This window comes from Mycobacterium sp. ZZG (assembly GCF_054786995.1).
This window is the reverse complement of the sequence record NZ_JBTBFV010000002.1, coordinates 22,510-47,868: the sequence shown is the minus strand read 5'-3', so window position 1 is coordinate 47,868 and position 25,359 is coordinate 22,510. Positions and strand designations below refer to the sequence as shown.

At 68.8% G+C, this 25,359-nt stretch carries 26 protein-coding genes; 14 read left to right on the top strand and 12 right to left on the bottom strand.

Annotated elements, in window-relative coordinates; all coding sequences use genetic code 11:
• Positions 1–3 precede the first annotated feature (3 nt).
• Entirely contained in the window at positions 4–1,218 is a 1,215-nt protein-coding gene (locus ACXMYJ_RS01720; protein WP_443187241.1) for a cytochrome P450, read from the top strand.
• On the opposite strand, the gene egtE is transcribed toward ACXMYJ_RS01720, so the two are convergent.
• From egtE to mrf, 7 genes are all read right to left on the bottom strand, one after another.
• A complete protein-coding gene (gene egtE / locus ACXMYJ_RS01715) occupies positions 1,208–2,248 on the bottom strand; it encodes an ergothioneine biosynthesis PLP-dependent enzyme EgtE (protein ID WP_260757841.1) in 1,041 nt (346 codons plus the stop codon). The two genes, ACXMYJ_RS01720 and egtE, sit on opposite strands and share 11 nt — an antisense overlap.
• A gap of 35 nt (positions 2,249–2,283) precedes the next feature.
• Positions 2,284–3,258, bottom strand: coding sequence for an L-histidine N(alpha)-methyltransferase (gene egtD, locus ACXMYJ_RS01710; RefSeq protein ID WP_260755686.1), 975 nt, complete (start codon positions 3,256–3,258; stop codon positions 2,284–2,286).
• Positions 3,258–3,947: an ergothioneine biosynthesis protein EgtC gene (egtC, locus tag ACXMYJ_RS01705; RefSeq protein WP_260755687.1), complete on the bottom strand. Its 690-nt coding sequence runs from the start codon at positions 3,945–3,947 to the stop codon at positions 3,258–3,260. Before egtC ends, egtD begins: the two co-directional genes overlap by 1 nt.
• Positions 3,940–5,238: an ergothioneine biosynthesis protein EgtB gene (gene egtB, locus ACXMYJ_RS01700; RefSeq protein ID WP_460353576.1), complete on the bottom strand. Its 1,299-nt coding sequence runs from the start codon at positions 5,236–5,238 to the stop codon at positions 3,940–3,942. The genes egtC and egtB overlap by 8 nt, the downstream gene beginning before the upstream one ends.
• The gene (egtA, locus tag ACXMYJ_RS01695) at positions 5,235–6,509 is read right to left on the bottom strand and encodes an ergothioneine biosynthesis glutamate--cysteine ligase EgtA (protein ID WP_460353574.1); all 1,275 of its coding nucleotides are present in this window, start codon (positions 6,507–6,509) and stop codon (positions 5,235–5,237) included. The genes egtB and egtA overlap by 4 nt, the downstream gene beginning before the upstream one ends.
• A 109-nt stretch (positions 6,510–6,618) precedes the next feature.
• Positions 6,619–7,281, bottom strand: a complete 663-nt coding sequence (locus ACXMYJ_RS01690) for a sensor domain-containing protein (RefSeq protein ID WP_460353570.1) — start codon at positions 7,279–7,281, stop codon at positions 6,619–6,621.
• A gap of 8 nt (positions 7,282–7,289) precedes the next feature.
• Positions 7,290–8,411, bottom strand: a complete 1,122-nt coding sequence (mrf, locus tag ACXMYJ_RS01685; RefSeq protein ID WP_460353790.1) for a ribosome hibernation factor-recruiting GTPase MRF — start codon at positions 8,409–8,411, stop codon at positions 7,290–7,292.
• Positions 8,412–8,517: 106 nt separating this feature from the next.
• On the opposite strand from mrf, the gene rpmB reads away from it, so the two are divergent.
• From rpmB to rpsR, 4 genes are read left to right on the top strand one after another with little or no spacing between them, the layout of a single operon-like run.
• Positions 8,518–8,754: a 50S ribosomal protein L28 gene (gene rpmB / locus ACXMYJ_RS01680; RefSeq protein WP_260755691.1), complete on the top strand. Its 237-nt coding sequence runs from the start codon at positions 8,518–8,520 to the stop codon at positions 8,752–8,754.
• On the top strand, positions 8,754–8,918 hold the full coding sequence (gene rpmG, locus ACXMYJ_RS01675) for a 50S ribosomal protein L33 (protein ID WP_260755692.1): 165 nt from the start codon (positions 8,754–8,756) through the stop codon (positions 8,916–8,918). Before rpmB ends, rpmG begins: the two co-directional genes overlap by 1 nt.
• Positions 8,918–9,223, top strand: a complete 306-nt coding sequence (gene rpsN / locus ACXMYJ_RS01670) for a 30S ribosomal protein S14 (RefSeq protein ID WP_443187246.1) — start codon at positions 8,918–8,920, stop codon at positions 9,221–9,223. Before rpmG ends, rpsN begins: the two co-directional genes overlap by 1 nt.
• Positions 9,220–9,471 (top strand): 30S ribosomal protein S18, encoded by a 252-nt coding sequence (gene rpsR, locus ACXMYJ_RS01665; RefSeq protein WP_260755694.1) that lies wholly within the window; start codon positions 9,220–9,222, stop codon positions 9,469–9,471. Before rpsN ends, rpsR begins: the two co-directional genes overlap by 4 nt.
• 13 nt (positions 9,472–9,484) lie before the next feature.
• On the opposite strand, the gene ACXMYJ_RS01660 is transcribed toward rpsR, so the two are convergent.
• The 5 genes from ACXMYJ_RS01660 to ACXMYJ_RS01640 form a co-directional block, all read right to left on the bottom strand.
• Positions 9,485–10,927, bottom strand: coding sequence for a catalase (locus ACXMYJ_RS01660; RefSeq protein WP_260755695.1), 1,443 nt, complete (start codon positions 10,925–10,927; stop codon positions 9,485–9,487).
• A gap of 90 nt (positions 10,928–11,017) precedes the next feature.
• Positions 11,018–11,464 (bottom strand): hypothetical protein, encoded by a 447-nt coding sequence (locus ACXMYJ_RS01655; protein WP_460353565.1) that lies wholly within the window; start codon positions 11,462–11,464, stop codon positions 11,018–11,020.
• A gap of 127 nt (positions 11,465–11,591) precedes the next feature.
• On the bottom strand, positions 11,592–12,620 hold the full coding sequence (locus tag ACXMYJ_RS01650) for a DUF4185 domain-containing protein (RefSeq protein WP_460353562.1): 1,029 nt from the start codon (positions 12,618–12,620) through the stop codon (positions 11,592–11,594).
• Between the two features lie 85 nt (positions 12,621–12,705).
• Positions 12,706–13,737 (bottom strand): aspartate-semialdehyde dehydrogenase, encoded by a 1,032-nt coding sequence (locus ACXMYJ_RS01645; RefSeq protein ID WP_443187249.1) that lies wholly within the window; start codon positions 13,735–13,737, stop codon positions 12,706–12,708.
• A gap of 2 nt (positions 13,738–13,739) precedes the next feature.
• On the bottom strand, positions 13,740–15,005 hold the full coding sequence (locus ACXMYJ_RS01640; protein ID WP_443187250.1) for an aspartate kinase: 1,266 nt from the start codon (positions 15,003–15,005) through the stop codon (positions 13,740–13,742).
• Positions 15,006–15,091: 86 nt separating this feature from the next.
• Here ACXMYJ_RS01640 and ACXMYJ_RS01635 point away from each other — a divergent pair, with 86 nt between their 5' ends.
• From ACXMYJ_RS01635 to leuA, 9 genes are all read left to right on the top strand, one after another.
• A complete protein-coding gene (locus ACXMYJ_RS01635; RefSeq protein ID WP_443187251.1) occupies positions 15,092–15,676 on the top strand; it encodes a nitroreductase family protein in 585 nt (194 codons plus the stop codon).
• A 112-nt stretch (positions 15,677–15,788) separates the two neighbouring features.
• Complete coding sequence (locus tag ACXMYJ_RS01630) at positions 15,789–17,042, top strand: ammonium transporter (RefSeq protein WP_260755701.1); 1,254 nt, start codon at positions 15,789–15,791, stop codon at positions 17,040–17,042.
• Positions 17,043–17,151: 109 nt separating this feature from the next.
• Positions 17,152–18,459, top strand: a complete 1,308-nt coding sequence (gene glnT, locus ACXMYJ_RS01625) for a type III glutamate--ammonia ligase (protein ID WP_443187252.1) — start codon at positions 17,152–17,154, stop codon at positions 18,457–18,459.
• Positions 18,460–18,493: 34 nt separating this feature from the next.
• Positions 18,494–19,402 (top strand): class II glutamine amidotransferase domain-containing protein, encoded by a 909-nt coding sequence (locus ACXMYJ_RS01620; RefSeq protein ID WP_260755703.1) that lies wholly within the window; start codon positions 18,494–18,496, stop codon positions 19,400–19,402.
• Complete coding sequence (locus ACXMYJ_RS01615; protein ID WP_260755704.1) at positions 19,390–20,082, top strand: GltB/FmdC/FwdC-like GXGXG domain-containing protein; 693 nt, start codon at positions 19,390–19,392, stop codon at positions 20,080–20,082. Before ACXMYJ_RS01620 ends, ACXMYJ_RS01615 begins: the two co-directional genes overlap by 13 nt.
• On the top strand, positions 20,082–21,434 hold the full coding sequence (locus ACXMYJ_RS01610; protein WP_260755705.1) for an FMN-binding glutamate synthase family protein: 1,353 nt from the start codon (positions 20,082–20,084) through the stop codon (positions 21,432–21,434). The genes ACXMYJ_RS01615 and ACXMYJ_RS01610 overlap by 1 nt, the downstream gene beginning before the upstream one ends.
• Entirely contained in the window at positions 21,431–22,636 is a 1,206-nt protein-coding gene (locus ACXMYJ_RS01605) for an NAD(P)/FAD-dependent oxidoreductase (protein ID WP_260755706.1), read from the top strand. Before ACXMYJ_RS01610 ends, ACXMYJ_RS01605 begins: the two co-directional genes overlap by 4 nt.
• Positions 22,637–22,645: 9 nt before the next feature.
• Positions 22,646–23,314, top strand: coding sequence for a helix-turn-helix domain-containing protein (locus ACXMYJ_RS01600; protein ID WP_260755707.1), 669 nt, complete (start codon positions 22,646–22,648; stop codon positions 23,312–23,314).
• A gap of 164 nt (positions 23,315–23,478) precedes the next feature.
• Positions 23,479–25,299 carry a 2-isopropylmalate synthase gene (gene leuA, locus ACXMYJ_RS01595; RefSeq protein ID WP_260755708.1) on the top strand — a complete coding sequence of 607 codons (1,821 nt, stop codon included), beginning with the start codon at positions 23,479–23,481 and terminating at the stop codon, positions 25,297–25,299.
• Positions 25,300–25,359: the final 60 nt, after the last annotated feature.

Here is a 25,359-nt window from a genome sequence, read left to right as displayed (position 1 = left end):
CTGATGCCGCAGACGTCCCACCCGCTGCATTCACCGGCGTTCTACGCGGGTGACCCGTTCCCCGCCTACCGCGAGCTGCGCGCCACCGACCCGGTGTGCTGGAACGACGAACACCAATTCTGGGCCCTGCTCAAATACGAGGACATCCGTTACGTCTCGACGAATCCGGCGCTGTTCTCGTCGGCCCGAGGCATCACCGTCCCTGACCCGGCGATCGAGAATCCGGTGCTGGACGGCAGCCTGATCTTCACCGATCCGCCGCGGCACCGCCAGCTGCGCAAGCTGATCAACTCGGGCTTCACCCGCCGCCAGGTGGCGATCCTGGAACCCAAGCTGCGCAGGTTCGCCCGACACGCGCTCGACGCGATCGACCCGTCGGGCACCGAGTTCGCCGAACAGGTGGCCGCACCGCTGCCGACCCGGATGATCGCCGAACTGCTCGGCGCTCCCGACGAGGACTGGGAGCAGTTCCGCACCTGGTCGGACGCGACGGTCGGCATGGACGACCCGGACGTCGAGCTGGACACCTTCGCCGCGCTGGGCGAGCTGTACCAGTATTTCGAAGTGCAGATCGCGCGCCGCCGCGACGGCTCCCTGCGCGACTCCGACGACCTGCTGTCGGTGCTGGTGGCCGCCGAGGTCGACGGGGTGCGGCTCACCGATCAGGACCTCCTGCAGTTCTGCCTGCTGCTTTTGGTGGCGGGCAACGAGACCACCCGCAACCTGATCGCGCTCGGCACGCTGGCGCTCATCGAGCACCCCGACCAGTTCCAGCTGCTGCGGGATCGGCGCGAGCTGGTGCCGACGGCGGTCGAAGAGCTGCTGCGTTACACCTCGCCGGTGGCGAACATGACGCGGTGCGCCACCCGTGACGTCGAGATCCGGGGGCGCCTGATCCGCGAGGGTCAGTACGTGACCATGCTGTACGGGTCGGCGAATCGTGACGAAGACGTGTTCGGGCCCACCGCAGAGCAGCTCGACATCACCCGAAACCCGAACCCGCACCTGGCTTTCGGCTGCGGCGAACACTCCTGCCTGGGCGCGCAGCTGGCGCGCCTGGAGGCCCGCGTGCTGTTCGACGAACTGCTGGACCGGTTCGACCACATCGAACTGGACGGCGCGGTACTGCGGATGCAGGCCACCATGGTGCCGGGAGTGCGACAGATGCCGGTGCGGTTGCGTACTTCCGCGGCCGAGCCGGACACCGTCAGCGTGTGACCGCGGTGAGCGCCTTGGCCACGGCGTCCAGGTCGGCGTCGGTGACGTCGACGTGCGGCGAGATCCGCAGCGCCGGGTGGCGCATCTCGCGAGGCGCACGTTCGGTGCCCAGATAAGTCGTCACGATCTGGTGCTCGGCGATCAGCTGGGCACGCACCGTCATCGGGTCGGCGCCGTCGGTCGCCTCCAAGGTGGTGATCGCACTGGGCTCATCGACATGCTCGACGACCCGCCAGCCCGGCACGTCGGCCAATGCCGCGCGGGTGAGCGCGCCGACCTCCCGCAGCCGGGCCTGCACCGCAGCGGGACCGGCCGCGACGTGCTCGCCCACCGCAACCGAAAAGCTCACGTGCAGGCCGACGTTCGTCTCGGCACGCTCCAGCCTGGTCACCGTGTCCTCCGACAGCAGGCCCGGACGGGTGGCCAGCACGCCGACCCCGCGGGGACCGGCCGTCCACTTCCGCGACGACGAATACACCGCGTCGGCACCGATCCCGGTGAGGTCGAGGTGCGCGAAACCCTGAGCCGCATCGACAATCAGCGGGATGCCGTGCCCCCGGCATGCCAGCGCCATGTCGTGCACCGGTTGCACGATGCCGCGGTGACTGCCCAGCACGGTGAAGTGCACCAGTGCCGGCAGGTGCGACGACAACGCGGCTCCGACCGCGTTGACATCGAGCCGGCCGAACTCGTCGACCGGAAGCACCTCGACACGGAACCCGTTGCGCGCCATGATCGCCAGGTTCGGACCGAACTCACCGGGCAGGCAGGCCAGCGTGCGTTCCCCCGGCCAGTCCCTGAGCAGGACATCGAGCGCGTGGTGGGACCCGGTGGTGAAATGGACTGCGGCGTCGGCCATCCCGGTCAGTGCCCGCACCGCCGTGCGGCTGGCGTCCAGTACCGGCGCGGCCGCCTCGGCGGCGACGTACCCGCCGACCTCGGCCTCGTGGCGGGCATGCTGGGCCGCAGCGTCGATGGCGGCCGTGCTCTGGCGGGAACAGGCCGCGCTGTCGACGTGGACACCCGCCATCGGCGGCCGTGCCGCGCGCCAGGTGTCGGCGAGACTCACTTGACCGCCAGCGACAGGCCGAAGTCCCCGGCCTCGTCGGTCCACCACCGGGTCCGGCGCAGGCCGGCGGCGGCGAGTTCCCGCTCGACGCCGGACGGCCGGAACTTGCACGACACCTCGGTCAGCATCTGCTCACCGGCCGCGAACTCGACGTCCAGATCCAGCATCGGAATGCGCACGCTCTGTGGGCGCGTCGACCGCAGCCACATCTCGATGCGTTCCTCCTGTCCATTCCAGAGCGCGACGTGTTCGAACGCGTCGAGGTCGAAGTCGGCGCCCAGCTCGCGGTTCACCACAGCGAGCACATTGCGGTTGAAACGTGCTGTCACGCCGGCACTGTCGTCGTAGGCACGCACCAACCGGCCGGTGTCCTTGACCAGGTCGGTGCCCAGCAGCAGCGTGTCGCCGGGCCGCATGAACGCGGCCACCGCGGTCAGGAACGCCGCGCGCGGTTCCGGGGTGAGGTTGCCGATCGTCGAACCCAGGAACGCCACCAGGCGCCGGCCCACCGCCGGGATCTCACCCAGGTGCTCCTCGAAGTCGCCGCACACGGCGTCGACCTCGACGCCGGGATATTCGCGCTGGATCGCCGCGCCCGCCTCCTGAAGCACGGAGGCGTCCACGTCGAACGGGATGAAGCGGTGCAGCGCCCCGCGGTCGCGCAGCGCGTCGAGCAGGGTGCGCGTCTTCTCCGACGTTCCGCTGCCGAGCTCCACCAGGGTGTCCGCCCCGGAGACCTCGGCGATCTCGGCGGCGCGGGCCCGCAGGATCTGTGCCTCCGCGCGGGTCGGGTAGTACTCCGGCAGCCGGGTGATCTGATCGAACAGGTCGCTGCCCACGGCGTCGTAAAACCATTTCGGCGGAAGCGTTTTCGGGTACCGGGTCAGGCCGTGCCGCACGTCGCGGCGCAACGCCTCCTCGGCGGCGTCGGCGGCGAGATGGTTGGTCAGTGACAAGGACGGAGGCGACATCACGATCCTTTCAGCGGGGTCAGGTGCACGTGTGTGCCTTCGACTTCGACGAGGTGACGATCCGGAACCTCCTGCCAGGCCGGGTTGTCGTCGTAGGGTTCGCTGGCGAGCACCACGCCGTCGTCGCGGCGCAGGACCGACAACGTGTCACCCCAGGTGGTGGCCAGCAGCCGGGAACCGTTGCCGGCCAGGATGTTCAGGCGTGCGTTCGGGTCGTGGGCGGCCACCTCTGCCACGGTGTCGCCGAGTGCGTCCATGCCGCGGTCGAAGATCAGTGCCGCGAGCAGCGCGCTGTCGTTGACCGACTCGGCGTGCGGCGAGGCCGGCAGCACCGACCGGTCGACGAGCCCGTTGTGGGACAGCAGCCAGGCGCCGTCGGTGAACGGCGCCGACGCCGAGGCCTCGATGGGCATGCCCACGCTGGCGGACCGCACGGCGGCGACTACGCAGCCGCTGCGCAGCGCCGGGGCCACGGACGCGAACGACGTGTCACCCCACAGCGGTGCGGCGCTGCGCCAGCGTCGTGCCACCGGGCCGTCGAAGAAGCCCACGCCCCATCCGTCGGCGTTCATCAACCCGTGCTTCTGTCGGCGCGGCGAATACGACTGCACCAGTAGTCCCGAGGGTGGCTCGAGCACCAATGACGCGATCGAGACGGGATCACCGAGCCAGCCCAGGTGCCTACACATCCCACACCAGCCGCACGCCGGAGAAGATCTGCCTGCGGATCGGGTGATCCCAGTTACGGAAACTGGGGCGCAGGATGTTCGGCGCCACCGCCCACGACCCACCGCGCAGCACCCGGTACTCGCCGGACGCGGTGCCGTCGAAGAACGGCTGCGAATACTGCTCGTAGATCATCGGCGTGAAGCCGGGCCACGGCCGCAGCGACGACGTCGTCCACTCCCACACGTCGCCGAGCATCTGCTCGGCTCCGTAGGCCGACGCGCCGTGCGGGTAGGCGCCGACGGGCGCCGGGCGCAGCGCTGCACCGCCGAGGTTGGCGATGTCGGTGGTGGGTTCGGTTGTCCCCCAGGGATATCGCCGCTTGGTCCCGCTCACCGGGTCCCAGGCGCAGGCTTTCTCCCACTCGATCTCGGTGGGCAGTCGGGCGCCGGCCCACGCCGCGTACGCCTCGGCCTCGTAGTAGGTGACGTGCTGGACGGGCTCATCCCCCGGGATGTCCTCGACGTGCCCGAAGCGGGTGCGGGTACCCGCCAGGGTTCCGGCGTTCCAGAACAGCGGGGCGGTCAGGCCGGCCTGCCGGCAGTGCGCCCAGCCCGCGTCCGACCACCACCGCGGCTGCTGATAGCCGCCGTCGTCGACGAACTGCTGCCACTCGGCGTTGGTGACCGGCACGCGGCCGATGCGGAAGGCGGGCACGTCGACGATGTGTGCGGGCCGCTCGTTGTCCAGCGAGAAGGGTTCGGTCAGTGCGTCGACGCCCAGCACGAACTCACCGGCCGGAACCAGGACCGAGCTCCCGGCCACCCCGGCCCGGCCGGCCGGCAGCTCGGCTCCCCGATCGAGGATCGGCGCACCGGACCGCAGGCTCAGGGCCTGCAGCATGGTCTCGTCGTGCTGATTCTCGTGGCTGACCACCAATCCGAACGTGAAGGCGTCGGGGTGGTCCTCGGGCAGCGCGTCCAGCGCGTCGAGCACCTTGCCGCGCACCGTCGCGCAGTAGCTTCGTGCGTCGGTCGGCGGCAGCAGCGGCAGGTCGACGCGGCTGGCGCGGGAGTGCACAAAGGCGTCGTAGAGATCGTTGACCTGCGGGGAAAGCAGCCCGGGTCGGTTCGGGTCACCGCCGCGCAGCAGCCACAGCTCCTCTTGCTGGCCGATGTGGGCGAGGTCCCAGACCAGCGGGCTCATCAGCGGGTCGTACTGGCGCCGCAATTCGGCATCGTCGAAGTCGACCAGCCGCAGCGTGCGGTCCCTGGCCCTGGTCAGTTCGCCGGCGAGTACCTCGCGTGTCGTCACAACTCCCCTTGTGCCAGTGCGGTGACCGCGGGCGCGATCCCGTACGCCACCACACGGTCGGCGAAATCGTCGGCCGGGCAGCGACCCTGTTCCACCGAACGTACGAGCATCGCCATCGATTCCTCGAGTCGGGTGGGTGCGCGTTCGGCCGCGGCCTGCACGCACCGCACGGCGGCGCGTCGCAGCCGGCGGTCTTGCAGTCCGAGTTGGGCGGCACGGTCCCATGCGGTGGCCACCGGCTCGGTGGCCTCGGCGGCGATGTCGGCCGCCGCCGGATCGTCCAGCAGCGTGGTCAGCGTGAACACCACGGCGGGCCACACCGGATCCGGGACGCTGTCGAGGTAGCGCACCTCCAGAAAGCCACGGGGCCGCACCGGCGGAAACAGCGTGGTGAGGTGATAGTCGAGGTCGGCGGCGGTCGGCCTGCGGTTCCCGAGCAGCACCCGCCCGTCGGCCCAGTCGGCGAACGGCACCCAGTCGGTGACCGGCACCGGATCCGGGTTGTGCACCAGCATCACCGGCGCGCGCAGCGCGTAGCGCGCCCAGTCGCTGGCAGGGTCGGCACCGCTGGCCCCGAGGATCGGCCCGCACCGGGCGGAATCCAGGCGGCTCCAGACCAGTTGCCGAGTGGACTGCCAACCGGTGAAGTCGTGGCCGAGGATCGGCGAGTTCGCGGTGACCGCGATCATCGTGGGCCCGAGCGCGTGCGCCAGCCGCACCCGGTCGGCCCAGCCCGGCTGCGGGCCCGCCTCGACGTTCACCTGCACCGAGGCGGTCGAGGTCATCATCGCCGCTCCGGCGGCCGGGGTGCCGCTGGCCCGGAAGAACGTCTCCATCGCCGCGTACCGGGCGCCGGGGTTGACCCGCACGGCAGGCCGCAGCGGGTCCGCGCCCAGCAGCGCCAGCCCGAGCCCGTTCCGGCCGAACGCGTCCCGAAGCACCGCCCGGTCCGCGGCCATCGCCGCCACCGCGGCGGCCACGCCGCCGGCGGGGGGACCCGACAACTCCACCGCCCCGCCGGGTTCGACAGTGACCAGGCTGCCGCCCGGCAGTGGGGGCAGCGCGGCGATGATCGCCGTGAGTTCATCCCAGCCGGGCCTGCGTCGGAGATCGGCCAGGTCGTAGCAGTGGGCCTCGATCTCCAGGCCCACCGGCCCCACCGGACTGTCCGTCAGGCACCGGTCGACGATGCGGTGTGCCGCCATTTCCGCGCTGGTCAGTGAATCCACGCGTGCTCCGGCGACCTCGCCGGACGCCATGGTGCTTGCCATCAGCCACCCCCTCCGGGTGTGGAACGGTCGCTGCCCTCTCCTATCTTCCAGAGCGGACCGACAAAGTCCCGCGATTTCACCGGTGACGCCTGGATGACATCTGCGCGACTTATTGCCCCAGTGTGTTCTGCATCGCGCCGGCCAGCACGTTGACCGCCGGGCCGCCGTTGCCCGATTGGCACACCTTTGCTTGCAGCAGCACGTTCTCCCGCAGCCGGGTGGTGACGAAGCACCGGCGGTCGGTGCCGGCCTCCTGCTTGACCCAGTTCGCGTCGGTGGCGGTGGTCGGGCCGCCGGTGAACGTCCACACCTGGGTGGTGACGTTGTCCAGGTGCATCGCCGTGGTCTGGCCGTCGCAGCCGACCGTGCGGTCCACGAGCCGGTAGAACGCGCGGTCGGCGGCCTCGGCGGTCGCGAAGACCCCGACCGCCTGCTTGACGAAATGTGCCATGTCGGTGGGCGACTCGTGGGTGGTGGCGCCGTTGAACGCCGCGAGGTCGGGGTCGTTGTACACCTCGGGCAGTCCGATGTCAGCCCAGTTGTTGCAGACCGGGTTGTCCACCCAGAACGCCTGGAAGGGGCGGGTGAACACGGACTCGAACCGCAGGCGGGCGCCGACGATGTTGCCGACCGCGCCCTTGCCCATCACCGCGTAGTTCACGACGCCGGGATCCGACGGACGCGCCTGTGCGGGGGCTGCCGACGCCACCGACATCGCCATGACGGCCGCGGCGACCGCCGCGGCCGACACGTCAGTCCTTCCGATGCTCATTCACCCGATCATGCCAGCCGGCCCTCGCCGGCATGCCCGTCGAGGAATATGCCGAACGGATCCTCGTAGCGGCGCCAGTCCTGTGGCTGCTGCATCTCGTCGTCCGTGAGCAGCGCTGCGCCGAGCGCGTCGCGGATCTCGGCGGGCTGCGCTCCGCACACCAGCACGGTCATCGAGGTATGCCGATCCCCGTGCCGGTAGTCCCAGATCAGGTCCGCCATCGCGCGTCGCTCCGGGGCCACATAGGCGACCTCACGAGAAGTCATGGCCGCCAGCCACTTTCCCGCCGGTGTGACACGCAGTCCGCCGCCGGCCGACTCCAGCCACACCACCTGCTCGGGTCGCGTGGCCAGCCACAGCCGCCCCTTGGTGCGGACCACCCCTTCAAGGAGGAGATCGACCGGCGTATGGAGCCGGGCAGGATGGAAGGGACGCCGGGACTGGAACTCCATGAGGCCGACGCCGCCTGCCGGAGCGAGCGGGGGCTGACCCGACAGCAGCGACCCGTGAGGATCGTCGATACGGCCGCGTCGTGCCTGCGGCTCCAGGTGCGCCAGCGCCTGGTTCAGCCGCTCGGTGCCGACAGTGACGCGGGCTGCCGGGGTCAGCCGCCGGACGACGGCGAGGGTCTCCGGTTCGGGCCGGTTCAGGACGACCACGTCGGAGAACTCGACCTGTCCGACGACCACCTGGGCCACGGTGCGGCCGTCGTCGAGTTCGGCGTCGCCGAGGGCTTGCGGGAGCCAGGTCGCGGTGTCCACCGTGGTCACGACGGCCGCCACCGTCACGTCCCGCGCCGCCCGGGAGTGGCCGAGGACGAAGCACACCGGTTCCGGCTCCATCCACGGCGCCAGACGCACGGCGATTCGGTCCACGCCAGGTGTGCGGTGCAACCGGGTGAGGTGCGCGATCAGATCTTCACGCACGGTGCAGTGCACGCAGCACCTGGTGAGCTCGAGCACCGCGTCCTCGACGACAGTCACCCCGTCGGAGACGACGGTGGTGCTGCGGTGCACCACGTGCCCGTCGAACCGGTGCTCCACCCACGCCGTTCCGGCGTCACCCAGGAGCACATCGGCGACCCCGTCGGTGTCGCTCTGTCCCGTCACGACGACGACCGGCGTGCGCATCCGCATCTGACCTCCTCTAATGGGAATGATTTTCAATAAGCTCTCGATCACGGTACAGTCTGGGCACGAGCTTGTCGAAAATGATTTCCATTAAGAAGGGAGTGTCGTGTCCGCCCATTGCCAGGTCACCGGCCGAGCGCCGGGGTTCGGCAACGCGGTGTCGCATTCGCACCGCCGCACCCGCCGTCGCTGGAACCCCAACATCCAAACCAAGACCTACTTCCTGCCGTCCGAGGGGCGTCGGGTCACACTGCGCGTCAGCGCCAAGGGCATCAAGGTGATCGACCGCAACGGCATCGAATCGGTGGTGGCGCGCCTGCGCCGCGAAGGGCAGAAAATCTGATGGCACGCAACGATATTCGCCCTCTGGTCAAATTGCGCTCCACAGCGGGCACCGGGTACACCTACATCACCCGCAAGAACCGCCGCAACGACCCCGACCGGATCACCTTGCGCAAGTACGACCCCGTGGCGCGTCGGCACGTCGACTTCCGCGAGGAGCGCTGATGGCCAAGAAATCCAAGATCGTTGCGAACGAGCGGCGCCGCGAGCTGGTGGCACGCCACGCCGGGCGCCGAGCCGAGCTGAAGGCGATCATCAAATGCCCCAGCACGTCACCGGAGGCCCGGCGCGCCGCGCAGTCCGAATTGAACCGTCAACCCCGCGACGCCAGCCCGGTACGAGTCCGTAACCGCGACTCGATCGACGGCCGGCCCCGCGGGCATCTGCGCAAGTTCGGGCTGTCCCGCGTGCGGGTGAGAGAGCTCGCGCACGACGGCCAACTACCCGGTGTCCGGAAGTCGAGCTGGTGACGGCGAAGCGGCGAGCGGCCGCGCCCGTGAAGAAGCGGCGAAACCTGTTGACGAGCCTGGGAATCGAGCACGTCGACTACAAGGACACGGCGACACTGCGGCAGTTCGTCTCCGAGCGCGGCAAGATACGGTCACGGGCGGTGGCCGGCCTGACAGTGCAGCAGCAGCGCCAGGTCACCACCGCGGTCAAGAACGCCCGCGAGATGGCGCTCCTGCCGTACCCGGGTCAGAATCCCGCAGGTCGCTAGCACGCGGCAGTGGTCAGCCGCCGCGCACACCCTCCTCGACCTTCTTGCCCAGATCGGGGTCGACGTTGCGCCAATATTCGAACACGCGTGACAGTACCGGCTCTTTCACGCCGTCGGACACGTGGCCGATAATGTTGTGCGCCAGGCGTTCCCGCGCTGCATCGTCGAGGACGTCGCGAACCAGGGTGCCGGCCTGACCCCAGTCGGAGTCCTCGGCGCGCAGGGCATACGCCGAGCGCACCATGTCCCCGTCGGAGGCCCAGTGCACTTCCGAGGCCCTCCGCGGGTCGGCCTCGGGGCCGCCCATCGAGTTCGGCGCGTACACCGGGTCGGTCGCGTTGCGGATCCGCATCGCACCGTCCTTGCTGTAGGCGCGGACCTCGGTGTGCGGTTCGTTGACCGGGATCTGCTTGTAGTTCACACCCAGCCGGGCACGGTGGGCATCCGAGTAGGAGAAGCCGCGCGCCAGCAGCATCTTGTCGGGACTCAGTCCGGTGCCCGGCACGATGTTGTTCGGCTCGAACGCCGCCTGCTCCATCTGGGTGTGGTAGTCCACGACATTGCGGTTCAACGTCATCTTTCCGACCTCGTGCAGCGGGTAGTCACCGTGCGGCCACACCTTGGTCAGATCGAAGGGGTTGAAGCGATAGGTCTTGGCATCCTCGAACGGCATGATCTGCACGTGCAGCGTCCAGCTCGGGAAGTTGCCGTCCTCGATCGCGGTGTACAGGTCGCGCTGGTGGTAGTCCGCGTCCTCTCCGGCCAGCCGGTCCGCGTCCTCCTGGGTGAGGAAGTCGATGCCCTGGTCGGTCTTGAAGTGGTACTTCACCCAGAACAGCTCCCCGGAGTCGTTGAGCCAGCTGTAGGTGTGGCTGGAGTAGCCGTTCATGTGCCGCCACGTCTTCGGGATGCCGCGGTCGCCCATCAGCCAGGTCACCTGGTGCGCGGACTCCGGCGAGAGCGTCCAGAAGTCCCACTGCATGTGGTGGTCGCGCAGGTTGTTGGCGGCCAGCCGCTTCTGGCTGCGGATGAAGTTCTGAAACTTCATCGGGTCACGCACGAAGAACACCGGGGTGTTGTTGCCGACCATGTCGAAGTTGCCGTCAGAGGTGTAGAACTTCAGCGCGAACCCGCGCGGGTCACGCCAGGTGTCCGGGCTGCCGCGCTCCCCCGCCACGGTCGAGAAGCGGGCGAGCATCTCGGTTTTCGTACCGGGCTGCAGAAACGCCGCCTTGGTGTACGCGGACACGTCGTGGGTGACCTCGAACTGTCCGAACGCGCCGCCACCCTTGGCATGCGGCTGCCGTTCCGGGATGCGTTCCCGGTTGAAATTGGCCATCTGCTCGATCAGGTAGTGGTCCTGAAGCACGATGGGGCCGTCCGGACCGACGGTCAGCGAATGTTCGAGGCTGGGAATCGGGGCACCGGAGTCGGTGGTGGCGAACTTGTCAGTCATGTCGTCTCCTCGGGAGTGGCGGCATCGGGCTGAGCCGTCCTCGGTGGCCCGGGTACCCAAATGCCGCTCAAAACATCCCGAGAGAAACGATCAGGGTCGCGGTGGCGCGGCCGTCGTCGGAGCCCCCGGCCCGCCGGGCTGACGGGGCACGTCGATCACCGGGCCGCCCGATCCGAACGGTCCGCCGTTCCCGGGCCCCCGGTCGAACCCGCCGTGCGGGCCCATCGGGAACATCGCCGGGCCGGGGCGGCCCACCATGTCGGATCCGCGGTGGTGATAGCGCGGCCCGCCGTCGAGGTTCTTGCCGACGAATACTCCGGAAAAGAAGATGACGGCCACGATGAACACCGCGCCGGCAGCGATGCCGACCCACAGCGCCGCCTTGGTGAGCCGGCCCGGCGGCGGCTGGCCCGGCGGCGGCTGGACATAGGCCGGCTGGGGTGGCACCGGCGGGACGGGCGGCTGCGCCCGAGGTGGAGTCGAGACCGGCCCGGTCACAGGTTCGGGCTCGCCCGGAGGTGGTGTCACTTCGTTCATGACGGTGATCATGCGCCGCCACCGTCAGCGCCGGTTAGGTGCCGGCTGTGAATCCGCTATGAGGACGGGTCGACCGAGCAGTCGGTGTCCATGTGCCTGCGCGGTGCGCGACAAACCCGGCGCACCGTCAGTCGGGCTTCATCGGGTTCACCGCGTACTGAATGACGCGGTAGGGCGAACCTCCGCGGGGTGTGGTGTTCCACTGGCTGACGAACACCCGAACCGTGTCCGGGGTGGACCTCGGCGAGATGTAGCCGCCGTAGGGCTGGGCGAGCCGATTGTCCTGCGGCGGCGGCAGATCCTCGACGCGTTCCGGCCATGGTGCGGCCACCACGACCGTCGTGACCGGCGCGGCGCCCAGCTGCGTCGGAGCGTTCGCCACCCGGATCTCCATGTTGCCGGTGGTAGCGTTAAAGTACGACAGCACCGTCTTGCCGTCGATCAGGCGCACGCTCATCTCGCCGACCCGGTCCCCCCACAGCGGCGCCGGCTCACCGCCCCACGCGGTGCCGGTCCATCCCTGCCAGGAGGCGCGATCGGTGAACGACTGCGGCGCGGCCCGGTACAGCACCACCGGTCCGGTGCGGTCGAAGTTGTTGGCCACGATGTACACCCAGCCGCGCGGCGACTCCTCGGTCGGGATCGGGTCGTAGTAGCCGCTGATCTGTGACTGCAGTCCGCCCGCGTACGCCGCGTCGCGTTCAGACCCGGGAATCGTCTTCCAGTTCCCCTGTCCGGCAATGGCTTTGACCAGACGCGAGGTCCGCGGGCGCAGCCCCTCGGTGGTGGTCACCATCATCCAGTTCTCGCGGTTGATCTCGATGACACCGGCGGGCAGCTGCGAGGCCCCAGGCGGCGTCGGGTCGGCCAGCAAGGGCACCGACACGCCGGTCACCCCGTCGTAGCGCACCCCGGCCGGATCGTCGAGCGACTCGCCGACCACATGCAGCGCGATCGGCGAGTACCAGCCCCCGAAGCCCACTCCCTGCCCGGCGAAGCTGTCGCCGCACACCTGCAGGATCCCGCTCGGGAACTCCATGAACTCACACAGGTCTGTCGCACCGATCCCGTAATCGGCTGTCGGAGTTCCCGTTCCCGCGGCCGGGCCGACACGCAGCACCTGGCCGGGCAGCAGCGGCGGAAGCTCAGCCGGCATGGCGTACGCCCCCGGCACCGCCGAAATCGCATTCCACGCGCAGATTGCGGCAAGAACGCCGCGTGGAATGCGATTTCGGCGCAATTCAGGATCGAGCCAGCAACTCAGCGATCTGAATGGTGTTAAGTGCAGCACCTTTTCGTAGGTTGTCCCCCGAGACGAACAGGGCCAGCCCGCGACCGTCCGGCACGCCTGGGTCCTGGCGGATCCGGCCGACCAGCGAGTCGTCGGCGCCGGCTGCGGCCAGCGGTGTCGGGACATCCACCAGCGTCACACCAGCAGCGGCGGCGAGAAGTTCCTCGGCACGCGCCACCGAAATCGGCTGGCTGAACTCGGCGTTGATCGACAGCGAGTGCCCGGTGAACACCGGAACCCGCACGCAGGTGCCGCTGACGGCCAGCTCCGGGATACCGAGGATCTTGCGGCTCTCGTTGCGCAGCTTCTGATCCTCGTCGGTCTCACCGGAGCCGTCGTCGACCAGCGAGCCGGCCAGCGGGACGACGTTGAACGCGATCGGCGCCACATACTTGTTCGGCGGCGGGAACTGCAGCGCCGACCCGTCGTGCACCAGCTGCTCGACACCGTCGATCACCGCGCGCGCCTGTCCGGCGAGTTCCTCGACACCGGCCAGCCCGCTACCGGACACCGCCTGGTAGCTCGACACGATCAAGCGGGTCAGACCTGCCTCGTCGTGCAGCGGCTTGAGCACCGGCATCGCGGCCATGGTGGTGCAGTTCGGGTTCGCGATGATGCCTTTGGGACGGTTCTTCGCGTCACGCTCGAAGTTCACCTCGGAGACGACGAGCGGGACGTCGGGGTCCTTGCGCCATGCCGACGAGTTGTCGATCACCACCGCGCCGGCGGCCGCGAACCGCGGCGCCTGCACCCGCGACATCGTGGCGCCGGCGGAGAACAGCGCGATGTCCAGACCCGACGGATCGGCCGTCTCGGAGTCCTCGACCTCGATTTCGCGGCCGCGGAACTCCAGCTTCTTGCCCGCCGACCGCGACGAGGCGAAGAAACGGACCTCGTCCGCCGGGAAGTCCCGCTCGGCCAGCAGGTTTCGCATCACCTGGCCTACCTGGCCGGTCGCGCCGACGACACCGATGTTGACCATTCTCAGCGCCCCGTCCCCGCGTACACGACCGCTTCCTCGTCACCGCCGAGACCGAACGCCTCGTGCAGCGCGGCGACGGCCCGGTCGAGCTCGGTGTCCTTGATCAGCACCGAGATCCGGATCTCGGAGGTGGAGATCAGGTCGATGTTGATGCCCGCGTTGGCCAGCGCCTCACAGAATGTCGCCGTCACACCGGGGTGCGACCGCATCCCGGCACCGATCAGCGACACCTTGCCGATGAGGTCGTCGTAGAGCACGCGGGTGAAGCCGATCTCGTCCTGCAGCGCGGTGAGCTTCTCCACCGCACCCGGCCCGCTCTCGCGCGAGCAGGTGAACGTGATGTCGGTCTTGCCGTCTTCGACCTTCGAGATGTTCTGCAGCACCATGTCGATGTTGACGTCGACTTCGGCCAGTGCGCGGAACACCCGGGCGGCGTAGCCCGGCACGTCGGGCAGCCCGACGACCGTCACCTTCGCCTCGCCGCGGTCATGTGCAACTCCGGTGAGGATGGCGTCTTCCATCGGGATGTCCTCCATCGATCCTTTGACGAGCGTGCCCGGCCTGTCGGTGTACGACGACCGGACGTGAATGGGCAGGTTGTACCGGCGCGCGTACTCGACGCAGCGCAGCATCAGCACCTTGGCTCCGGCGGCGGCCATCTCCAGCATTTCCTCGAACGACACGGTGTCGAGGCGCTTGGCGTTCGACACGATGCGCGGATCGGCGGTGAAGATGCCGTCGACGTCGGTGTAGATCTCGCACACGTCGGCGTTCAGCGCCGCGGCTACCGCCACCGCCGTGGTGTCCGACCCGCCGCGGCCCAGCGTGGTGACATCCTTGGTGTCCTGGCTGACGCCCTGGAAACCTGCGACCAGCACGATCTTGCCTTCGTCCAGCGCGGCGCGGAGCCGGCCCGGGTTGACGTCGATGATCTTGGCGTTGCCGTGGATGCCGGTGGTGATGACGCCCGCCTGCGATCCGGTGAACGAGCGCGCCTCCGCACCGAGCGACTCGATCGCCATCGCGACCAGCGCATTCGAGATGCGCTCACCCGCGGTGAGCAGCATGTCCAGCTCGCGCGCGGGCGGGGCCGGGGACACCTGCTTGGCCAGGTCGAGCAGCTCGTCGGTGGTGTCGCCCATCGCCGAGACGACCACCACGACGTCGTTGCCGGCCTTCTTGGTCTCGACGATGCGCTCGGCCACACGGCGGATCCGCTCGGCGTCGGACACCGAGGATCCGCCGTATTTCTGTACGACGAGCGCCACTGCTTGCACCTTCCGAAAGCTGGGGAGATCTCATAAAGGATAAGGGCTGCGCGCACCTGGTTTTCCCCGCCGGTAGCGTGCAGGGCGTGCCCGCCGCACCCAGCGACCGGTCGGCCGTCACCTCGGTGCCGATCCATCCCCCTATCGCCGAGCGCTGGAGCCCCCGCGCTTTCGACCCCACCGACCAGCTCACCCGTGACGAGCTGGCGGCATTGCTGGAGGCCGCGCGATGGGCTCCGACGTGGGGACGACGGCAACCGGTGCGGTTCGTGGTCGGGCTGCGTGCGGATACGACGTTCACCGCGATCGCCGCGCTGCTGAGGCGCGGAAACAGCTACGCCCGGGCCGCGAGCGCGCTGATCCTGCTCTGCGCCGACGACGGCGAGGACGACAAGACGCAGCGCTACGCCGCGGTGGACGCGGGCGCCGCTATGGCCAACATCACCATCGAGGCCGTCTCCCGGAGGCTGATCGCGCACCCGATGGCCGGGTTCGACGCGGCGGGAGCAGCCGAAGCCTTCGCGCTGCCGGACGGTCTGCGCCCGCTGGTGGTGATCGCAGTGGGCAGGCTCGGTGACTACGCCGACGCTGCGCCGGAGATCACGGAGCGGGACCGGCTGCCCCGGCACCGGCTCCCGCTGAGCGAAATCGTCCTCAACTGGACTCCTTAAGGCCGCAGGTTTACCGCGTTGCAACACGGCATGACCGTCCACGTAACAGAAACGTCGGTAACTGACGTTGAACGGCTCCGCTCGGAGCCGCGGTTGCGAGGAGATCGGCCTTATGGATACAGGGACGACCGCGTTCATGCTCTGTTGCATCATCGGCCTCACGCTGATGATCCCCGGGCTCGCGTTGTTCTACGGCGGCATGGTGTCCGTCAAGAGCTCGACCAACATGATGATGATGACGTTCGGCGCCGCGGCGCTCGTCGGGGTGCTGTGGGTGCTGTTTGGATTCTCGATGACGTTCGGCACCAGCTACGGCGGGTTCGTCGGGAGCTTCACCGAGTTCGCCGGCATGAAGAACCTGATGGAGCCGATGACGACCGTCGACGGCCTGCCGGTGAGCTTGTTCTCGTTGTTCCAGGCGCTGTTCGCCGCGATCACCGTCGCGCTGATCTCCGGCGCGGTCGCCGACCGGATGAAGTTCGGCGCGTGGATGGGCTTCGCGACGTTGTGGGCCGTGCTGGTGTACTTTCCGGTCGCGCACTGGGTCTTCGCGTTCGACGGGGTGGTCACCGAGAACTCGGTCGGCGGCTGGATCGCCAACAAGCTCGGCGCCATCGACTTCGCCGGCGGCACCGCGGTGCACATCAACGCCGGCGCCGCGGCGCTGGCCGTGGCGATCGTGCTCGGCAAATCCAGGAACTGGGGGCAGCTGCGTAAACCACACAACGTTCCGCTGACCCTGCTCGGCGCCGGCCTGCTGTGGGCCGGCTGGTATGCGTTCAACGGCGGGTCGGCCCTGGCCGCGGGTAATTCGGCCGCGATCGTGATGGTGACGACGTTCGTCGCGACGTGCGCGGCGACGCTGGCGTGGATCGCCGTCGAGAAGTTCAGGGACGGACACGTCACCGGTGTCGGCGCGGCGTCCGGCGCGATCACCGGACTGGTCGCGATCACGCCCGCCTGCGGCGCGGTCACCCCGGTCGGCGCGATCGTCCTGGGCGCCATCGCCGGCGCGGTCTGCGTGTACGCGGTCGGCCTCAAAGAACGCTTCGGATACGACGATTCGCTCGACGTGGTCGGCGTGCACCTGGTCGGCGGGGTCATCGGCACGCTGCTCATCGGCCTGCTCGCCAGCGACAGCATGCCCAACGGCACCAACGGGCTGCTCTACGGCGGAGGCATCGATCAGCTGTGGAAGCAGGCGATCGCCGCAGGCGCGGTGATGGCGTATTCGTTCGCCGTCGCTTTCGCTATCGCGTTCGTCCTTAAAAAGACTGTCGGCATTCGGATTTCGCCCGAAGACGAAGAGACGGGCATCGACGCGGCGTTCCACCGGGAAGCGTCCTACGAGATCCAGCCGGCCTGAGCCGAGCAACCGGCCGGTGCGGGCCCCCGCGGTCCGCGCCGGCCGTTTCGCCGTGCGGGAGGTTTCCCACGGTGATACTTTGATTCATAACACGAGACAAGGAACGCACATGGCAGAAGATCTCGCCACCCTGGCCGAGCAACATGGAACGAAGTTCATCCTCGCGCTGTTCGTGGACCTGCGCGGAAAGCCCTGCGCCAAGCTGGTGCCCGTAGAGGCGGTCGACCTTCTCGCGACCGAAGGGGTGGGCTTCGCCGGCTACGCCGTCGGCGCGATGGGCCAGGAACCCAAGGATCCGGACCTGATGGCCCTCCCGGATCCGGCGTCGTTCACTCCGATCCCGTTCATCAAGGAGGGGCTGGCGATCGTGCACTGCGACCCCCACGTGAACGGCGAGCCATGGCCCTACGCGCCCCGCGTCATCCTGAAATCCGTCATCGAGCGCTGCTCGGACGCCGGTTTCGAGCCGTGGGTGGGCGCGGAGGTCGAGTACTTCCTGTTGTCCCGCAACGACGATGGCAGCATCTCGGTGGCCGACACCGCCGACACCGCCGCGCAGCCGTGCTACGACGCCCGCGGCGTCACCCGGATGTATGACCACCTGACCGCGGTGTCGACCGCGATGAACCAGCTGGGGTGGTCCAACTACGCCAACGACCACGAGGACGGCAACGGGCAGTTCGAGCAGAACTTCAAGTTCGCCGACGCGCTGACCACCGCCGACCGGGTGATCACGCTGCGCTACCTGTTGTCCATGATCGCCGCGGAGCGCGGCATGATCGCCACCTTCATGCCCAAGCCGTTCGGTGACAAGACCGGCAACGGGCTGCATTTGCACCTGTCGCTGACCAGCGGCGGCACCCCGGTCTTCCCGGCCGACCACGACCAGCGCGGCCTCGGCCTATCCGACACCGCCTACGGATTCATCGGCGGCATCCTCGAGCACGCCTGCGCGCTGCAGGCCGTGGTCGCACCGACGGTCAACTCCTACAAGCGAACCGGTGCCGTCGCGACGGCCTCGGGGGCGTCCTGGGCGCCGCGACTGCCCACCTACGGCGGCAACGACCGCACCCACTACATCCGGGTGCCCGACGCCGACCGGATCGAGATGCGCGGTGGGGACGGTTCGGCCAACCCGTACCTGGCCATCGCCGCCGCGCTCGGCGCCGGCCTCGACGGCATCAAACGCAGCACCGATCCCGGCGCCGTCGGTCAGGGCGTCAACACCCGGACCCTGCCACTCACTCTGCTGCACGCGGTGGAGGACTTCGAGTCCGACCCGGTCGTGACCGGGGTACTCGACGCGGCCGGCGAAGGCGTCGCGGCCTATTTCGCCAACGTCAAGCGTGAGGAGTTCTTCTCCTACCACAGCACGGTCGGTGCGTGGGAGCTGGACCACTATCTGACGGCCTTCTGAGCCGTATCCGTCTCGACACGAAAGGGATTGCGCTATGTGCGGGATCGTCGGGTTGCATCTGCGAACACCCGAGCTCTACCCCCGGCTCGGTGAGTTGCTCACCGGCATGCTCTGTGAGATGGGAGACCGCGGCAGCGATTCGGCCGGGGTCGCCGTCTACGGCGACCCGGCGTGGTCCCCGCCCGGTCGCGGGTGCGTCTCGGTGGCCGACCTGGGGACCGGCGGTGCGGAAGACGCCGACCAGGTCGCTGCCGCAGTGGCCGTGGCCCTCGGTGCCGAGGTGTCAGGGGTCGCCGTCGACGTCAGCTATGTGTTGTCGGCTGACGTCGACTCCGAGGTCCTGCTGACCGCGGTGCGGTCGGCCTACCCCGAGGCCCTCGTCGCCGGATTCGGTCCGGACGTCGCGGTGCTCAAGGGTGTCGGACATCCGCGCGCCCTGACCGACGGATGGGATCTCGCGACGGCGCAGGGCTGGCAGGGTGTCGGGCACACCCGGATGGCCACCGAATCGGCGGTGACGCCCGCGGGGTGCCACCCGTATGCGGTCGGCCCGGCGCAGTGCTTGGTGCACAACGGCTCGTTCGCCAACCACGCGACGATCCGCCGGGAGTTGCGTGCCTCCGGTGTCTGCTTCGACAGCGAGAACGACACCGAGGTCGGTGCCCGCTTCATCGCCAAACTGCTCGCACAAGGACGCGACGTCGAAGGCGCGCTGAAGGAACTCTGTGCGACGTTCGACGGCTTCTACACGCTGCTGGTGTCCAACCGGGACTCGTTCGCGGTGGTGCGCGACGCGATCGCGTGCAAGCCGGCGGTGATCGCCGAGACCGACGAGTGGGTGGCGATGGCAAGTGAATACCGGGCGCTGGCAGCGCTTCCCGGTGTCGACAAGGCTCGCATCTGGGAGCCCGAGCCCGAGGTGGTGTACGCGTGGAGCAGATAGGTACGACGCGCTTCGATCTGCGCACCACCACGCTGCGCGAGGTCAACACCGCGCTGCACGCACCGGATCTGGCCGGTGACTTCGTCATCGAGAACCCGGCCGGCGCCCACAATGTCGCGGTCGGGCTCGACGCACCCGTGACCGTCACGATCGACGGACACGTCGGCTACTACGCCGCGGGCATGAACCAGCACGCCGACGTGATCATCAACGGCAACGCCGGAACCGGTGTCGCCGAGAACATGATGAGCGGATCGGTGTGGGTCAAGGGCGACGCGTCGCAATCGGCCGGCGCCACGGCGCACGGCGGCCTGCTGGTCGTCGAGGGCAATGCGGCCGCGCGGTGCGGCATCTCGATGAAGGGCATCGACATCGTCGTCGGCGGCAGCGTCGGGCACATGAGCGCGTTCATGGCCCAGGCCGGGCGGCTGGTGGTCCGCGGCGACGCGGGCGAGGCGCTGGGCGATTCGATCTACGAGGCCCGCATCTATGTGCGCGGCGACGTCGCGTCACTCGGCGCCGACTGCGTGTCCAAGCCGATGCGTGAGGAGCATCATCAGGAGCTCGAAATATTGCTCAAAGCAGCAGGATTCGAGGGTGACGACACCCACACCTACACCCGGTACGGGTCCGCCCGATCCCTGTACCACTTCCATATCGACAATGCGAGTGCCTACTGATGAGCCACAGTCCTGACGACCGCGCGCGGCTCGGCCTGCGTGAATCGGCCACCTTCGACCGAGCCACCATCGCGGCCATCCAACGAGCCGCCGACACCGGCATCTACGACATCCGCGGCTGGGGCGCCAAGCGCCCGCTTCCTCACTTCGACGACCTGCTGTTCCTCGGCGCGTCGATGTCGCGGTACCCGCTGGAGGGTTACCGGGAACGCTGCTCCACCGATGTGGTGCTGGGCGACCGGTTCGCCAAACACCCTCTGCACCTGGATATCCCGGTCACCATCGCGGGCATGAGCTTCGGCGCGCTGTCGGGTCCGGCCAAGGAGGCCCTCGGTCGCGGCGCCAGCGAGGCCGGTACGTCCACCACCACCGGTGACGGCGGGATGACCCCGGAGGAACGTGGCCAGAGCAAGTACCTCGTGTACCAGTACCTGCCGTCGCGGTACGGGATGAACCCCGACGACCTGCGGAAGGCCGACGCCATCGAGATCGTGCTGGGCCAGGGTGCCAAACCGGGCGGCGGCGGGATGCTCCTCGGGCAGAAGATCTCCGAGCGCGTCGCCGGTATGCGCACGCTGCCTCAGAGCATCGACCAGCGTTCGGCGTGCCGTCATCCGGACTGGACCGGTCCCGACGACCTGACCATCAAGGTCAACGAGCTACGGGAGATCACCGACTGGGAGAAGCCGATCTATGTCAAGGTCGGCGCCACCCGCACGTACTACGACGTCAAGCTCGCGGTACACGCCGGTGCCGACGTGGTGGTGGTCGACGGTATGCAGGGTGGCACCGCCGCCACCCAGGAGGTGTTCATCGAGCACGTCGGGATCCCGACGCTGGCGGCGATCCCGCAGGCCGTGCAGGCGCTGCAGGAACTCGGGGTGCACCGCCGACCCGACGGTGTGCAGCTGATCGTCTCCGGCGGCATCCGCAACGGCGCGGACGTCGCCAAGGCGCTGGCGCTGGGCGCCGACGCCGTGGCGATCGGCACCGCGGCGCTGATCGCGCTGGGCGACAACCATCCGCGCTACGCCGCCGAGTACGAGAAGCTCGGCAGCGCAGCGGGTTTCTTCGACGACTTCCAGGACGGCAGGGACCCGGCGGGCATCAGCACCCAGGACCCCGAGCTCGCGGCCCGCTTCGATCCGATCGAGGGCGGGCGCCGGCTGGCCAACTATCTGCGGGTACTGACCATGGAGGCCCAGACCATCGCCCGGGCCTGCGGCAAGTCCCACGTGTGCCACCTTGAGCCCGACGATCTGGTCGCGGTCAGCATCGAGGCTGCGGCGATGGCCCGGATCCCGCTGGCCGGCACCGATTGGATTCCCGGTCGCAACGGAGGAGCCTGGTGAGCGAGACAGCCGACGTCGTCATCGTCGGTGGCGGCCTGGAGGGCACCGCGGCCGCGTGGGCGCTGAGCCGCCGCGGTGTCACCGATGTCGTTGTCGCCGAACGCAACACCGTCGCGTCCGGGATGACGGGCAAGTCCAGCGGCATCATCCGGTGCCACTACGGCGTGAGCTCGCTGGCCGCGATGGCCGCCGACGGGCTCGAGGTGTTCGAGAAAGCCGAGGAGATGTTCGGCAGCGACATCGGCTTCCGCCAGACCGGCTACGTGGTCGGGGTCGCGGACCAGAACGTGGAGTCGATGCGCAAAAGCCTTGCCGCGCAACGCGCCGTTGGGGTCGAGACCGAGGAGATCGACAAGGACGAGGTGGCGAAACTGTGGCCGTTCGCGGACCTGACGCCGTTTGCCGCGTTTGGCTGGGAGGCCCGCGGCGGCTACGGCGACGCCTATCAGACCGCGCAGGCGTTTTCGACGTCGGCGCGCGCGGCCGGGGTGCGGGTGCGACAGCACACCCCGGTGACCGAACTGCTCACCCAGGGTGAGCGGGTCACCGGTGTCCGGACCGCCGACGGCAGGCAGATCTCGGCGGGCGCCGTCGTCGTCGCCACCGGTGCGTGGACCCGGCCGTTCCTGGCGCCCTACGGCATCGACGTCCCGATCCGCGTGATCCGGGAGCAGATCGTGATGATCGACCCCGGCATCGAGGAAACGGCGGTCAGGCGGCTGCCCGTCTTCTCCGATCTGGTGTCACTGCAGTACGTGCGCCCGGAGGTCGGCGGGGAGATCCTGTTCGGCAACAGCGACCTGCCCGGCTATGACGCGATCGAGCCGGCAGACCCCGACGACCACCTCAACCGGGCTACCGACGACTTCGTCGACATCACCGTCGACAAGGTCGGCACGCGCTTTCCCGGCTTCCCCGACGCCGCGATCTCGGGTAGCTATGCCGGCTGCTACGACGTCACCCCGGACTGGAACCCGATCATCTCCACCGGGCCGCTCGATGGGCTCGTCATCGCGGCCGGGTTCAGCGGGCACGGCTTCAAGATCGCGCCTGCGGTCGGCCGGCTGGTCGCCGATCTCGTCGTCGACGGCCACAGCAGCGACTCCCGCATCCCCGCGTCGGACTTCCGGCTGTCCCGGTTCGCCGAGGGCGATCTGCTCAAGACCCCCTACCCGTACGTCGGCGCCGGGCAGATGCGCTAGACAGAGATCGTGGCCCTCCCCGAAGATCCGGCCGATCCCGGCCCGCTGCTGCGCAACACCTCCGGCACGGCCCGGGACCGCGATCCCGCCGCGCCGGTGGAGGAGCTGGAGATCGAGGCCGCGATCGGGCGCAACGTGCGCCTGCTGCGGCTGCAGCAGGGGCTGACCGTCGCCGAGACCGCGGCCCGGGTGGGCATCTCCAAGGCCATGATGAGCAAGATCGAGAACGCCCAGACCTCCTGCAGCCTGTCCACCCTCGCACTGCTCGCCAAAGGCTTCGACGTGCCGGTGACCAGCCTGTTCCGGGGCGCCGACGTGGAGCGGCCGGCCGCGTTCGTCAAGGCAGGCACCGGGGCGCGCATCGTGCGCGAGGGCACCCGCGAGGGCCACGAGTACCAGCTGCTCGGGTCGCTGCGCGGCGAGCACAAACGGCTGGAGTGCCTCGAGGTCACGCTGTCGGAGAAGAGCCAGACCTACCCGCTGTTCCAGCATCCCGGCACCGAGTTCATCTACATGCTCGAAGGTGTCATGGACTACAGCCACAGCCGCTCGGTGTACCGCCTGCACCCCGGGGACTCGCTGCAGATCGACGGCGAGGGTGCGCACGGCCCCGTCGACCTCGTCGAGGTGCCGATCCGCTTCCTGTCGGTGATCGCGTTCCCTGACGCGCAGGTGTGAGCCGCGCGGGTTTTGGCCCGCGGAGGTCGCGGAGTACAGTGGCTCGCGTGCAGCGGGTGCTCCTTCTCGGACGCCGCGACGGGGTCTGATCCAGACTGGCCTCCCGTCGCGGGTGTTTCGCGATGCGCCGGTCTGATGTCCCCCCTCAACCCGGAGCACCGAAAATGACTGAGAACTACAATCCGAGCGCCGACGCCTTCAGCTCGGTACGCACCATCAGCACCCCGTCGGGTGCGCCTCACCCCGGCCAGCCCGCCTGGAACACCCAGCGCGGCTCGCAGATGCCCGTCAGCCGCTACCGCAGCTTCGCCGACGAGGTCGAACCCATCCGGCTGCCCGACCGCACCTGGCCCGACAAGGTCATCGACACCGCACCGATGTGGGCGGCGGTGGACCTGCGCGACGGCAACCAGGCCCTGATCGACCCGATGAGCCCGCAGCGCAAGCGCCGCATGTTCGACCTGCTGGTGCGGATGGGTTACAAGGAGATCGAGGTCGGCTTCCCGTCGGCGAGCCAGACCGACTACGACTTCGTCCGCGAGATCATCGAGCAGGGCGCCATCCCCGATGACGTGACCATCCAGGTGCTGACGCAGTGCCGGCCCGAACTGATCGAACGCACCTTCCAGGCCTGCCAGGGCGCGCCCCGCGCGATCGTGCACTTCTACAACTCGACGTCGATCCTGCAGCGCCGCGTGGTGTTCCGCGCCGACCGCGACGCGGTGCGCAAGATCGCTACCGACGGCGCCCGGATGTGCGTCGAGGAGGCCAAGAAGTACCCCGACACGCTCTGGCGCTTCGAGTACTCCCCCGAGTCCTACACGGGCACCGAGCTGGAGTACGCGGTCGAGGTGTGCAACGCCGTCGCCGAGGTGATCGCACCCACTCCGGAGTCGCCGCTGATCGTGAACCTGCCCGCCACCGTCGAGATGGCCACGCCGAACGTGTACGCCGACTCGATCGAGTGGATGCACCGGCATCTGACGCCGCGTGACTCGATCATCCTGAGCCTGCATCCGCACAATGACCGCGGAACCGCGGTCGCTGCAGCCGAATTGGGCTATGCGGCCGGCGCCGACCGCATCGAGGGCTGCCTGTTCGGCAACGGTGAGCGCACCGGCAACGTGTGCCTGGTGACGCTGGGTATGAACCTGTTCTCCCGCGGCGTGGATCCGCAGATCGACTTCTCCAACATCGACGAGATCCGCCGCACCGTCGAGTACTGCAACCAGTTGCCCGTCCACGAGCGGCACCCCTACGGCGGCGACCTGGTCTACACCGCGTTCTCCGGCAGCCACCAGGACGCCATCAACAAGGGTCTGGACGCGATGAAAGTCGCGGCCGACGAACAGGACTCCGACGTCGATGACCTGCTGTGGCAGGTGCCGTACCTGCCGATCGACCCGAAGGACGTCGGCCGCACGTACGAGGCCGTCATCCGGGTGAACTCGCAGTCCGGCAAGGGCGGTGTCGCCTACATCATGAAGGCCGACCACGGCCTGGTCCTGCCGCGCCGCCTGCAGATCGAGTTCTCCAGGGTGATCCAATTGATCGCAGAGGGCTCGGGCGGCGAGGGCGGAGAGGTCTCGCCCAAGGAGATGTGGGACGCGTTCTACGAGGAGTACCTGGCGCCGATCCGCCCGTTGGAGCGGATGCGGCAGAAGGTCGACGCGGCCGAGATCGACGGCGGCACCGACACCATCACCGCGGTGGTCAAGGTCGACGGCGAGGAGCGCGAGATCGTCGGCGCAGGCAACGGCCCACTCGCCGCATTCGTCGATGCGTTGGGCGCGATCGGTTTTCACGTGAACGTGCTGGACTACTCCGAGCACGCGATGTCGGCGGGCGAGGAAGCGCAGGCCGCGGCCTACGTGGAGGCCGCGATCGGCGGCAAGACCGTGTGGGGCGTCGGTATCGCCACCTCGATCACCACCGCGTCGCTGCGCGCGGTGGTCTCCGCGGTCAACCGTGCCGCACGATCCTGACGCGCGTTTACACAGTGTCATGTGATCACACCGTCTGTTGACGGTGTGCACAGGTTGACC

Coding starts and splice junctions, on each gene's coding strand:
- ACXMYJ_RS01655 (WP_460353565.1), bottom strand. CDS start 11,464: ATGAACGAAGTGACACCACCTCCGGGCGAGCCCGAACCTGTGACCGGG.
- egtE (WP_260757841.1), bottom strand. CDS start 2,248: ATGGCGGGTGTCCACGTCGACAGCGCGGCCTGTTCCCGCCAGAGCACG.
- ACXMYJ_RS01660 (WP_260755695.1), bottom strand. CDS start 10,927: ATGACTGACAAGTTCGCCACCACCGACTCCGGTGCCCCGATTCCCAGC.
- ACXMYJ_RS01645 (WP_443187249.1), bottom strand. CDS start 13,737: ATGGTCAACATCGGTGTCGTCGGCGCGACCGGCCAGGTAGGCCAGGTG.
- leuA (WP_260755708.1), top strand. CDS start 23,479: ATGACTGAGAACTACAATCCGAGCGCCGACGCCTTCAGCTCGGTACGC.
- egtC (WP_260755687.1), bottom strand. CDS start 3,947: ATGTGTAGGCACCTGGGCTGGCTCGGTGATCCCGTCTCGATCGCGTCA.
- ACXMYJ_RS01720 (WP_443187241.1), top strand. CDS start 4: ATGCCGCAGACGTCCCACCCGCTGCATTCACCGGCGTTCTACGCGGGT.
- ACXMYJ_RS01610 (WP_260755705.1), top strand. CDS start 20,082: ATGAGCCACAGTCCTGACGACCGCGCGCGGCTCGGCCTGCGTGAATCG.
- ACXMYJ_RS01650 (WP_460353562.1), bottom strand. CDS start 12,620: ATGCCGGCTGAGCTTCCGCCGCTGCTGCCCGGCCAGGTGCTGCGTGTC.
- ACXMYJ_RS01630 (WP_260755701.1), top strand. CDS start 15,789: ATGGATACAGGGACGACCGCGTTCATGCTCTGTTGCATCATCGGCCTC.
- rpmG (WP_260755692.1), top strand. CDS start 8,754: ATGGCACGCAACGATATTCGCCCTCTGGTCAAATTGCGCTCCACAGCG.
- egtD (WP_260755686.1), bottom strand. CDS start 3,258: ATGTCGCCTCCGTCCTTGTCACTGACCAACCATCTCGCCGCCGACGCC.
- ACXMYJ_RS01620 (WP_260755703.1), top strand. CDS start 18,494: ATGTGCGGGATCGTCGGGTTGCATCTGCGAACACCCGAGCTCTACCCC.
- mrf (WP_460353790.1), bottom strand. CDS start 8,411: ATGCGCACGCCGGTCGTCGTCGTGACGGGACAGAGCGACACCGACGGG.
- ACXMYJ_RS01690 (WP_460353570.1), bottom strand. CDS start 7,281: ATGAGCATCGGAAGGACTGACGTGTCGGCCGCGGCGGTCGCCGCGGCC.
- rpsN (WP_443187246.1), top strand. CDS start 8,918: ATGGCCAAGAAATCCAAGATCGTTGCGAACGAGCGGCGCCGCGAGCTG.
- glnT (WP_443187252.1), top strand. CDS start 17,152: ATGGCAGAAGATCTCGCCACCCTGGCCGAGCAACATGGAACGAAGTTC.
- egtA (WP_460353574.1), bottom strand. CDS start 6,509: ATGGCAAGCACCATGGCGTCCGGCGAGGTCGCCGGAGCACGCGTGGAT.